The sequence below is a fragment of the Roseisolibacter sp. H3M3-2 genome, from assembly GCF_029211165.1.
Classification (GTDB): Bacteria; Gemmatimonadota; Gemmatimonadetes; order Gemmatimonadales; family Gemmatimonadaceae; genus Roseisolibacter.
In genome coordinates, this window is the sequence record NZ_JARGEK010000146.1 from 1 (window position 1) to 10,985 (window position 10,985).

General features: G+C 75.2%; 11 protein-coding genes. 5 read left to right on the plus strand and 6 right to left on the minus strand.

The window, feature by feature from the left end:
- Positions 1-3: 3 nt before the first annotated feature.
- Positions 4-384 (minus strand): hypothetical protein, encoded by a 381-nt coding sequence (locus tag PYV61_RS13195; protein ID WP_275832223.1) that lies wholly within the window; start codon positions 382-384, stop codon positions 4-6.
- A 46-nt stretch (positions 385-430) separates the two neighbouring features.
- On the minus strand, positions 431-1,009 hold the full coding sequence (locus PYV61_RS13200) for a dihydrofolate reductase family protein (RefSeq protein WP_275832225.1): 579 nt from the start codon (positions 1,007-1,009) through the stop codon (positions 431-433).
- A gap of 305 nt (positions 1,010-1,314) precedes the next feature.
- Between PYV61_RS13200 and PYV61_RS13205 the strand changes: the two genes are divergently transcribed.
- The 3 genes from PYV61_RS13205 to recF all read left to right on the plus strand — a co-directional run bounded on the left by PYV61_RS13205 (position 1,315) and on the right by recF (position 4,175).
- Positions 1,315-1,488 carry a hypothetical protein gene (locus PYV61_RS13205; RefSeq protein WP_275832227.1) on the plus strand — a complete coding sequence of 58 codons (174 nt, stop codon included), beginning with the start codon at positions 1,315-1,317 and terminating at the stop codon, positions 1,486-1,488.
- A gap of 732 nt (positions 1,489-2,220) precedes the next feature.
- Complete coding sequence (locus PYV61_RS13210) at positions 2,221-3,000, plus strand: enoyl-CoA hydratase-related protein (protein ID WP_275832229.1); 780 nt, start codon at positions 2,221-2,223, stop codon at positions 2,998-3,000.
- An 11-nt stretch (positions 3,001-3,011) separates the two neighbouring features.
- A complete protein-coding gene (gene recF / locus PYV61_RS13215; RefSeq protein WP_275832231.1) occupies positions 3,012-4,175 on the plus strand; it encodes a DNA replication and repair protein RecF in 1,164 nt (387 codons plus the stop codon).
- Between the two features lie 32 nt (positions 4,176-4,207).
- On the opposite strand, the gene PYV61_RS13220 is transcribed toward recF, so the two are convergent.
- Entirely contained in the window at positions 4,208-4,732 is a 525-nt protein-coding gene (locus PYV61_RS13220; RefSeq protein WP_275832234.1) for a hypothetical protein, read from the minus strand.
- A 127-nt stretch (positions 4,733-4,859) separates the two neighbouring features.
- On the opposite strand from PYV61_RS13220, the gene PYV61_RS13225 reads away from it, so the two are divergent.
- Both PYV61_RS13225 and gyrB read left to right on the plus strand, forming a co-directional pair.
- Positions 4,860-5,168, plus strand: a complete 309-nt coding sequence (locus tag PYV61_RS13225; protein WP_275832236.1) for a DUF721 domain-containing protein — start codon at positions 4,860-4,862, stop codon at positions 5,166-5,168.
- Positions 5,169-5,322: 154 nt separating this feature from the next.
- Entirely contained in the window at positions 5,323-7,278 is a 1,956-nt protein-coding gene (gyrB, locus tag PYV61_RS13230; protein ID WP_275832238.1) for a DNA topoisomerase (ATP-hydrolyzing) subunit B, read from the plus strand.
- A 67-nt stretch (positions 7,279-7,345) separates the two neighbouring features.
- Here gyrB and PYV61_RS13235 read toward each other — a convergent pair whose 3' ends face one another.
- The 3 genes from PYV61_RS13235 to PYV61_RS13245 all read right to left on the minus strand — a co-directional run.
- Positions 7,346-8,572 carry a vanadium-dependent haloperoxidase gene (locus tag PYV61_RS13235; RefSeq protein WP_275832240.1) on the minus strand — a complete coding sequence of 409 codons (1,227 nt, stop codon included), beginning with the start codon at positions 8,570-8,572 and terminating at the stop codon, positions 7,346-7,348.
- Between the two features lie 246 nt (positions 8,573-8,818).
- Positions 8,819-9,280 (minus strand): hypothetical protein, encoded by a 462-nt coding sequence (locus PYV61_RS13240; RefSeq protein ID WP_275832242.1) that lies wholly within the window; start codon positions 9,278-9,280, stop codon positions 8,819-8,821.
- A 111-nt stretch (positions 9,281-9,391) separates the two neighbouring features.
- Positions 9,392-10,985: hypothetical protein (locus PYV61_RS13245; RefSeq protein ID WP_275832244.1), on the minus strand; the 1,594-nt coding region annotated here is incomplete at its 5' end.

Below are 10,985 nucleotides of genomic sequence, written 5' to 3' on the forward strand. Positions count from 1 at the left end.
TTCCTAAGACCGCTTGGCCTCCGACTTGGCGCCCGCGTCGCGCAGCAGGGCGAGCAGCCGGTCCACGGCCCACGGCAGGTTCACCGCCGTCGGGCGCGCCGCGCGGATCGCCGCGGCCGACGTCGCGAGGCGCGCGCGCCAGGCGTCGGCGTCCTCCCCGTCGCGCGGGGCCATCGCGGCGGCCAGCCCCATCGCCCCCGCCGCGCCGATCGCCGGCGCGCCGCGCACGGCCAGCGTGCGGATGGCGTCGCACACCTCCTCGACCGTGCGCAGGTCGCGCTCCTCCCACGCCTGCGGGAGCAGCCGCTGGTCGACGATGCGCAGCGCGTCGCCCGACGGCGACCAGTCGAGCGCGCGGACGACGGAGACGGGGGGGACGGTCACGCGCGGAACGTAGGAGCGGCGCGCCGCCCCCGCCACCGGCCGCCGGCTAGCGGCGCACGTCGTAGTGCAGCCAGGCGTGCCCGCTCGGGAAGCGCCGCAGGTCGCGCAGGTCGAGCGCGACGGTCGGCACCGGGCGCGCCAGCAGCGGGATCCCCGCGCCGAAGAGCACGGGGTTGAGCTTGACGACCACCTCGTCGACCAGCCCGGCCTCGAACAGCGACGCGGCGAGCACCGCGCCGCCGCACAGCCAGACGTCGCGCGCCTCTTCCCGCTTGAGCCGCGTCACGACCTCCGCCGCGTCCTCCCGCACCAGGGCGACGTCGGGCGACGGGCTCTCGCGCAGCCGCGTCGAGAAGACGAACTGCCGCAGCGTCGGATAGGGCGAGACGACGCCCGCGTCGACGCCGACCTCGTAGGTGTGGCGCCCCATGAGCACCGCGCCGAAGCGCCGGTTCCCTTCCGCCGACACGGGCCCCGACCGGAGGTGCGCCGGGAACGTCTCCGGGTAGGTGTCCAGGAGGTGCGCGCCGAACTCCGGGTCCCACGGGAAGTCGCCGAACGAGCCGTCGGGGCGCGCGATGAAGCCGTCGACGGAGGTGGCGACGTAGTAGACGAGGGCGGCCATGCGGCCAAGATGGGCGGCGCGACGCGCGGCGGCCAGCGCGGCGTCCCTCGGCGGGGAGCGCGCGCGCGTCGCGGCGGTCGCCCGCGTCCTCGCGCCCCGCGCGCCGCCGCCGCTCCTTCCGCCGGCGCCGCTCCGGGAAGTAGCGGTCGAGGAAGCCGATCAGGGCGCGCTCCTCGGGGAGCTGCGCGCCGGCGGCCGCGCGACGCGCCGCCGCGCGCGTCAGGAACGGCGCGATCGTCTCCCCCTCGTCGAGGTAGCGCGCGATCACCATCGGGTGGACGTACGCCTGCCGGCAGACGGTCGGCGTGTTCCCCAGCTCCGCGGCCACGCAGCGCACCGCGGTCACGACGTTCTTCCGGGCCTCGCGCTCGCTCGCGGCGGGGCCGAGGTCCGCCAGGAAGGTCGCCAGCCGCAGCGTCCCGCCCCAGGTGCGGAAGTCCTTCGCGCTGTACGGGACGCCGGCCGCCTCCTGCAGGTAGGCGTTGACGTCGCGCGCCGTCAGGTCGGCCCAGGCGCCGTCGTCGTCGCGGTAGCGGAAGAGGCGCGGCCCGGGCGCGTCCAGCAGCTCGCCGACGAAGCGCACCAGCGCCGGGTCGCACACCGTCTGCCGCTGCCGCACCGACTCCTTGCCGACGTAGTCGAACACCACCCGGTCGTCGTGCAGCGTGACGTGCCGCTTCCGCAGCGTCGTGATCCCGAACGTGCGGTTCTCGACCGCGTACCGCTCGCTGCCGACGCGGAAGAACGCCTCGCCGATCAGGCGCACGACGCCGGCCGCGACGCGCCGGCGGGTCAGCGTCCGCCCGCGCAGGTCGCGCGCGACGGCGGCGCGGATGGCGGGGAGGTCGTGCGCCATGCGCCGCACGCGGTAGTACTTGCGCAGCTGCCCGCGCTCGGCGGCCCGGTCGTGGTAGCGGTACTGCTTGCGCCCCTTGGCGTCGTAGCCCCACGCCTGCACCGCCGCCGACGGCGACGCCGCCACGTGCACGTCGGTCCACGCCGGCGGGATGACCAGCGCCTCGGCGCGCGCGCGGGTGCGCGCCGGGGCGGCCCGCCCCGCCGGCGTCACGTAGCGGAAGCCGCTCCGCTTCGTACCCTTCCGCAGAATCCATTGCTGCGCCATGGCTCAGGCGGGCGGGAGCAAATTGCGGTCCCACTCGGTACCTTTCCCCGCCCGTCGACCTCCACCCCACGGCCGCCACGCCCCGCCCATGCTCTTCCAGACGCTGACCCTCGACGTCGCCGACCGCGTCGCCGTGCTGACGGTCAACCGCCCCGACAAGCTCAACGCGCTGGCCGACCTGGTGATCCGCGAGCTCGGGCAGGCGATGGACGACCTGCGCGGGCGCGACGAGGTCGGCGCGGTCATCCTCACCGGGGCGGGGCGCGCGTTCATCGCCGGCGCCGACATCAGCGAGATCGGCAAGGCCGACGCCCTCGACGCCAAGCGGCGCTCGCGCCTCGGCCAGGAGGTCTTCCGGAAGTTCGAGACCTCGCCCAAGCCGACCATCGCCGCGGTCAACGGCTTCGCGCTCGGCGGCGGGTGCGAGCTGGCCATGGCCTGCCACGTCCGCCTGGCCTCGGAGCACGCCAAGTTTGGGCAGCCCGAGGTGAAGCTCGGCCTCGTCCCCGGCTACGCCGGCACGCAGCGGCTGCCGCGCCTGGTCGGGAAGGGGCGCGCCCTCCAGCTGCTGCTGACCGGCGAGATCATCGACGCCCAGGAGGCGTACCGCATCGGGCTCGCCAACGCGGTCGTGCTGGCCGCAGAGCTGATGGACCGCGCGCGGGCGATGGCGGGCGCCATGCTGGCCAACGCGCCGGTGGCGCTCGCGCTGTGCATCGAGGCGGTCAACGCCGGCTACGACCTGCCGTTCGAGGAGGCGCAGCAGTACGAGTCGAACGCGTTCGGCCTCGCCGCCGCGACCGAGGACAAGCGCGAGGGGACCGCCGCCTTCCTCGAGAAGCGCACGCCGGCGTTCCGCGGGCGCTGAGCACGGCGGCCGTGGAGCCCGCGGGGCCGCCCGCCGCCCCCGCGCGCGTCGTGCTCCGCCGGCTGGCGGTGCGCGACTTCCGCAACCTGCAGCGGGTCGAGCTGGCGGTCCCCCCCGACGGGCTCACCGTGGTCGGCGAGAACGGACACGGCAAGACGAACCTCCTGGAGTCGGTCTACTACCTCGAGCTGCTGCGCTCCGTGCGCGGGGCGCGCGACGCGGACCTGGTGCGCTTCGGCGCGCCCGGGTTCCACGTGGCGGCGGAGGTGGACCTGCCGGGCGAGCACCGCGTCGCGTCGCGCGCGGTGGGCGTCGGCTTCGAGCGCGCGGGGAAGCGCAAGCGCGTGCGCATCGACGGCGCCGAGGTGCCGCGGCTGAGCGACGCCCTCGGCGCGCTCCCGTCGGTGATCTTCTCCCCCGGCGACGTGGTGCTGGTCGCCGGCAGCCCGAGCGAGCGGCGCCGCTACCTCGACGTGGCGCTGGCGCTGACGTCGCGCCGCTACCTGGCGGCGCTGCAGGCGTACCGCGGCGCGCTGGTGCGCCGGAACGCGGCGCTGCGCGACGCCGCACGCACCGGGCGCGGCGAGGAGCGCGCGACGGTGTGGGAGCCGGCGCTCGCCGAGCACGGCGCGGTGCTGTGGACCGAGCGGCGGGCGTGGGTGCGCCGCCACGCCGGCGCGTTCGCGGCGCTGTGCGCGGCCATCGGCGAGCGGGCGCCGATGCGCCTGCGCTACGCGACCGCGCTCGAGGTGGACGGCGAGGACTCGGTCGAGGGCGCGCGGGCGGCGCTCGGCGCCGCGCTGGCGGCCAAGCGTCCCCTCGACCTGCGGCGCGGGCTCACGCACGCGGGACCGCACCGGGACGACCTCGACCTCGCGCTCGGCGGGCGCGAGCTGCGGCTGTTCGGGTCGGCCGGGCAGCAGCGGACGGCGGCCATCGCGCTGCGGATGCTGGAGGCGGCGACGCTCCGCGACCACGTCGGGAGCGCGCCGCTCTTCCTGCTCGACGACCCGTTCGCGGAGCTCGACGCGCGGCGCGCGCACGCGATCCTGGCGCTGCTGGGCGACGCGGGGCTCGGGCAGGTGCTGCTGGTGGTGCCGCGGGCGAGCGACGTCCCGGAGGAGCTCACGCGGCTCCCCCGGGCGTCGATCCGCGACGGCGTGCTGGACGCCTGAGCGCCGGCGGACGGATCGTCCGCCGACGTCCGTCAGTTGCAGTCGGCGCGCTCCATCTCGCGGTGCGTCACGAGGTTCCCCTCGGCGTCGAAGTTCCAGCGCTGCGCGTACTGGAGGAGGTAGGCGTCGCCCGTGACGAGGTTGCGGGCGCGCATCGTGTGGCGGATGACGCCCCCCGAGCCCTCGAACGACTCCTGGCGGTAGGAATCGCGGTCGTCGACGCGGTACTCGTGGCCGGTGGTCTCGCCCACGCCGCGCAGGTCGAGCGGGCGGGTGTGCGAGACGGCGATGGTCTCGCCCCCGGTCCCGGGCTGCCCGGTGGAGACGAAGTTCCGGCGCTCCACCACGGAGCCGGAGAGGGTGATCCACTCGCGGAACTCGTCGCCGCAGTACAGCGGGATGATCCGGCCGTCCATCGAGTGGGTGACGGCGATCGTGCCGTTGCCCTGCTCCCCGCGGCTGAAGCGCGGGGCGGCGGCGGGCTCGGCGGGGGCGGCGACGTCGCCGGCGCAGGCGGCGAGGAGGGCGGCGAGCAGGAGGGTCGGCAGGGCGCGCATGGGCGTCTCGTCGGGTCGGGGTCTGGTGGCGCTGGTGGTGGGGCGGCGGCGGTCGGTGCCGCGCCCACCCTCCGGTGCGCGGGAACGCCGCCGGACCCGACACCCGCCCCGCCCGCTATGTTGGGGGATGGCCCAGCGTCCCTCCCGCCCCACCCCCCTGTCCGACCTCCTGGCGGGGGTCCTGGCCGACGCCGGGGTCGCCGAGCGGGTGGCGCAGGCGGCGGTGGTCCCGGAGTGGCCGGCGCTCGTGGGGGCGCAGATCGCCGGGGTGACCGAGCCCCTGTCGGTGAGCGCCGACGGGACGCTCTGGGTGGCGGTGCGGAACCACGCCTGGATGACGGAGCTGTCGCTGCTGGAGCCCGAGCTGCTGCGGGCGCTGAACGCCCGGGCGGACCGCCCGCCGGTGCGGCGGATCCGGCTGACGCTCCAGCGCTGACGAGGTCACGACCGCCCGGGGCAACCGCTTGCCAAACAAGCAGTTACGCCGGGTCCATCGGGTTGCGTTCGGGTCGCCGCGGGGGTAGATTTGGAGGTTCCCCGCACCGACCGGCGCATGCCCGGCCGCGTGCGGCCTGACCAGCGGAGTGCGGATGACGAAGACGGCGGAGAAGGGCACGACGACCGACTACGGCGCGGGCTCGATTCAGGTCCTGAAGGGGCTGGAGGCGGTGCGGAAACGCCCCGGCATGTACATCGGCTCGACGGGGCCGCGCGGGCTGCACCACCTCGTGTACGAGGTGGTCGACAACTCGATCGACGAGGCGCTGGCGGGGTTCGCCAACCGCGTCGACGTGATCATCCACGCGGACAACTCGATCTCGGTGACCGACAACGGCCGCGGGATCCCGGTCGACGTGCACCCGGTCGAGAAGCTCCCCGGCGTCGAGCTGGCCATGACGGTGCTGCACGCCGGCGGCAAGTTCGACAAGAACAGCTACAAGGTGTCCGGCGGCCTGCACGGCGTCGGCGTCTCGTGCGTGAACGCGCTCTCCGAGACGCTCAAGGTCTGGGTCAAGCGCGACGGCAAGGAGCACTACATGGACTTCGCGCGTGGCGACACGACGACGAAGCTCAAGACGCTCCGCGAGGTCGCGAAGAAGGACACGGGCACCAAGGTCTGGTTCAAGCCGGACCCCGTGATCTTCACCGAGTCGCTGATCTACGACTACGGCACCCTCCAGGCGCGCCTGCGCGAGCTGTCGTTCCTGAACAAGGGCGTGACCATCACGCTCAAGGACGAGCGGCCGGGCGAGGAGCGCGAGGAGACGTTCCACGCCGAGGGCGGGCTGAAGGAGATGGTGGCCCACCTCACGCAGGCGGCGAACAAGAAGCCGCTGCACCCGCAGGTCGTCTACATCGAGACCGAGCGCGACGACATCGGGATCGAGCTGGCGATGCAGTACAACGACAGCTACGCCGAGTCGGTCTTCTCGTTCGTGAACAACATCAACACCCACGAGGGCGGCACGCACCTCACGGGGCTGAAGAGCGCGCTCACGACGGTCATCAACAAGTACATCGAGAAGTCGTCGGCCCTCAACAAGAAGGACAAGGACATCCGCCTCACCGGCGACGACGTCCGCGAGGGGCTGGTGGCGGTGCTCTCGGTGAAGGTCCGCGAGCCGCAGTTCGAGGGGCAGACCAAGACGAAGCTCGGGAACTCGGAGGCCGAGGGCGCGGTGCGCTCGGTGGTCAACGAGCTGCTCACGCAGTACCTCGACGAGACGCCGAAGGTCGCCAACGCGATCATCGAGAAGGCGGTGAGCGCGGCCCGCGCGCGCGAGGCGGCCCGCAAGGCGCGCGACCTCACGCGCAAGAAGAGCGCGCTCGACGTCGGCAACCTGCCGGGCAAGCTGGCCGACTGCTCGATCGACGACCCGGCGCGCACGGAGATCTACCTGGTCGAGGGCGACTCGGCCGGCGGCTCGGCGAAGATGGGGCGCAACCGCGCGTTCCAGGCGATCCTGCCGCTGCGCGGCAAGATCATCAACGTCGAGAAGGCGCGCATCGACAAGGTCCTCTCCAACGAGGAGATCCGGACGATCATCACGGCGATCGGCTCGGGGATCAAGGAGGAGTTCGACCTCACGAAGACGCGCTACCACAAGATCGTCATCATGACGGACGCCGACGTCGACGGCGCGCACATCCGCACGCTGCTCCTGACGTTCTTCTTCCGCCAGATGCCGGAGCTGATCGAGGCGGGCTACATGTACATCGCCCAGCCGCCGCTCTACCGGGTGGCCAAGGGGAAGGAGGTGTACTACGCCTACGCCGAGAAGGAGCGCGACGAGTACGTCACGCGCCTCGGCGGCAACGACGGGAAGAACATCAACATCCAGCGCTACAAGGGGCTGGGCGAGATGAACCCGGACCAGCTCTGGGAGACGACGATGGACCCGGAGGCCCGCACGCTCCTCAAGGTCACGATGGAGGACGCGGTGCTGGCCGACCAGATCTTCTCGACGCTCATGGGCGACAACGTCGACCCGCGGCGCGAGTTCATCGAGGCCAACGCGCGGTTCGTGTCCAACCTCGACGTCTGAGTCGCGACGTCGGGGGGCGTGCGAGCGGGGGGCGAGTCCATGACTCGCCCCCCGCTTCACGTCCGCGTCAGTCGAGCGGGATCGGCGCGTGGCCGCGCGGCGCGTTGGCCAGCGCCAGCGCGCCCACCGCGCGCCCGAGCCGCTGCCCCGCCGGGATGTCGAACGGGAAGTGCAGCCCCGCGTACACGCGCGACACGCCCGCCTCGGCGACCATGGCGGCGAACAGCTCGCCGTCCGGCGGGAAGAAGCCGGCGAGCACCGCGCCCGCCGCGCCCATCACGCACGAGTGGCCGCTGGGGTAGGACGGGAAGTTGGGGCGCCCGATCGGCGTCGTGATGGCCGCGTCCACCTGCCAGGGCCGGATCGTGCGGTAGTGGTACTTCGCCTCCCAGCAGCCGATGCTCGCGTCCATCTGCGCGATCGCGAGCACGGCCAGCAGGCGCGCCGTCGCCCGCTCGTCCAGGTGATGCCGCTCGGCGCGCGCGATCGCGGAGTCGCTGAAGATGCCGCTCCCGCCCGCCGGGTTCACGTCCGCGGTCCCCCACTTCCGCGCGATCGCGAGCTGCGCCGGCGTGCGCGTGTCGGACGCGGCGCGCACCATCGCCACCTCCGCGAGATACGCCGGCGAGCCGAACGCCGGCGGCGGCGGCGGGCGGAACGCGTCCCCCGCGGGGAGCACCCACGGCCGCACCTGCCCCCAGAGCGGCGCCACCGGCGCCGTGCCGACGGCGCTGTACCAGGCGCCGGGCGACGTCGGGCCCGTGGGGAACAGCTCGGGAGAGACCGCGGCGCTCCCGTCGGCGCTCGCGTACGCCAGCACCGCCGCGGCCACCTCGCGCCCGACGGCCACCCCTTCCGCCCAGTCCGCGTCGCGCTCCGAGGGGAGCGACGGGAAGTAGGCCGCGTCGGCGGCCAGCTGCGCGTCGGCGGCGCCCTGCTCGCTCGCGTAGAGCCCGACGAGCATCGCGGCGCTCGCGCCGGCCGCGGCGCCCGCCACCGACGGGTGGAGCCGGCCCTCCCGCTCGTCCTCGGCGGCGATCACGGCGTTGTACTGCGCGACGGCGATCAGCGCGAGGTTGCGGGCGGCGAACAGCGGGCCGCGCGGGTTCCGACCCACCACCACGTCGGCGAGTCGCGTCCATCGGGCCGACGCGGTCGTGGGCTCCGCGGCCGGGCACGCGGCGGCGCGCGCGTACGAGGGCGCGGCGTCGGGGGCGAGCGCCGCGGTCGGCGGCCTGTCGGCGGCGCAGCCGGCCAGGACGAGCGCGGCGGCGAGTGCGGCGGATGCACGCATGAGCGACCCTCCTTGATGAGGATGCGCGTGCGCCTGCGTCGGCCCGGCGGGAGTCACGGGCGGGGGGCGCACGAACGACGCCCGGCGCGCCTCGGAAGTTCCGGGGCGCCCACGCGGCCGCGACGGCGGGCGGAGGCGGCGGGGGGGCCCGGGACCGCGGCGGCGAGGCCACCATGGTTCGCCGCCGGGTCGGAACGCGCAAGTCGGCGGACCCCCGACACGGGGCCCGCCCGCGTCAGTCCGCGCTCAGGGGAGCTTCGCCTGCGGGTAGCGCTGCCTGATGTTCGACAGCGGGCCGAAGGAGGCGCGCTCGACGACGCGGGTGGCGGGCGAGTACACGACCACCCACGCCCCCGGCTCGGGCGCCGTCGCGAACCGCAGCGCCGTGATGTAGACCTTGAGCGGCCCCTCGTCGAACTGCACCTCGGCGTCGGTCCCCTGCACCGCGCCGAAGCGGGCCGCGACCCGTCCCGCCATGTCGTTCACCCCCTGCGCCGACTTCATGCTCTCGCGCAGCTGCGGCCCCGCGTGCGCGAACGCGCTGTCCCCCTGCGACGTGAGGACCCACTGCACGAACTGGCGCGGGAAGGCCAGCGAGTCGGCGGCGAGGGCGGCCGCGGCGGCCTCCTCGCGCAGCGCGGCCGGGGCGAGGGCGAGGAGCGCGGCGGCGCGGGCCGCGACGACGGCGCGGCGGAGGGAGCGGAACACGGCGGAGGGGGCTGCGGGTGGGGACGCAACGCGCCCGGTCGGCGCGCCCGGCCCCCTACGGCGTCCCCGCGCCGCCTGTTTCCGCCTGGGGCCGCGGCGGGGCGCCGGCGGTCACCGCGCGGCGATCGGCGCCAGCCCCATCCCCGCCAGCACGCGCGTCATGCGCGGGTCGCCGCGCAGCGGCGCGAAGATCTGGTCGTCCGCGAGGTAGATGAGTCCCGGGTTCCGCTCGGCGTACGCCCGCTCGAGCCGCTCGAACGCGCGCGCCCGGTCGCCGATCGCCGCCCACAGGCTCGCGGCGCGCAGCGGGTCGAGGTTGGCGCCCGACTGCCGCTCGTCCATCGCCAGCCAGCGGCGCCAGAGCCCGGGCATCCCGTCGGCGGCATGCGCGGCGCGCATGGCGTCCACCTCGGCGGTGGTCGCGCCGCGCAGCACCGCCAGCCGGAGGAGCTCCTGCTCCAGCTCGTCCGGGCGCATCGCGGGCGGCGCGAGGTGCGCCGCGACCGGCAGCGTCGGCCCGAGGCCGAGCAGGAGCGGGTGCATCGGGTCGAGCGCCCGCGCGCGCTCGTACTGCCGGCGCCCGGCGTCGGGGCGGCCGGTGCGCGCGTAGTCGCCGGAGAGCACCGCGCGCGTGCGCGCGTTGAGCGGGTCGAGCGCTGCCGAGCGCGCGCGCGCGTCCGCGGCCTCGGCGTGGCGGCCGACGACGTTCAGATAGTTCGCGAGGTGGTGCCAGGCGTGCGGGTCGCTCGGGTTCAGCGCCACGGCGCGGCGCAGCGCGCGGCCGGCGTCGTCCCACCGCCACTCGAAGAACAGGTTGAGGATCCCGAGCGCCACCTGCGCCTCGCCGAGCGACGGGTCGAGCGCCAGCGCGCGGTCCACGGCGACGCGGAGGTCGCGCACGCCTGCCGCGTACGGCACCTGCCGGAAGTAGATGCGCGGCGCGATCACGCTCGCCTTCGCCGCCCACGCGAGTGCGAAGTCGGGGTCGCGCGCGATGGCGCGGTCGAGCAGCGTGAGCGCCTGCGCGAGGTCGTCGGCGTCGAGGCCGTTGCGCAGGTGGAGGGCGCGCAGGTAGAGGTCGTAGGCCGTGAGGTCCGGCGCGGCGCGCGGCGTGGCGGGGGGCGCGCGCGGCGGGAGCCGCAGCTCCAGCGCGTCGGCGATGGCGCGCGCGATCTCGTCCTGCACCGCGATGACGTCGGCGGCCTCGCGGTCGAACTCCCCCGACCAGAGGTGGTAGCCGGTCGCGGCGTCGATGAGCTGCGCGGTGACGCGCAGCCGGCTCCCCTCGCGGCGCACGCTCCCCTCCAGCAGCGCGCCCACGCCGAGCGTGTCGCCGATGGCGCGGGCGTCGAGGCGGGCGTCGCGCAGCGCGAAAGACGAGGTGCGCGCCGCGACGTGCAGCCCCTCGACCTGGCTCAGCGCGGTGATGATCTGCTCGCTCAGCCCGTCGCTGAAGTAGGCGTTGCCCGGGTCGGCGCTCATGTTCGCGAACGGCAGCACGGCCAGCGACCGCGGCGCCGGCGCCGCGGGCGCCTCGGGCGTCCGCGCGATGCCGCGCGCCCACCCCAGCGCGAGCGCCGCGACGACCAGCGCGGCGGCGGCGACGTACCAGCGCCGCCGCACGCGCGGCCGGGGCGTCGGGAACGCGGGGGGCGCATGGGCGGGCGACGCGCCCGCCGGCGGCGCATCCACCGGAGGGGCCTCG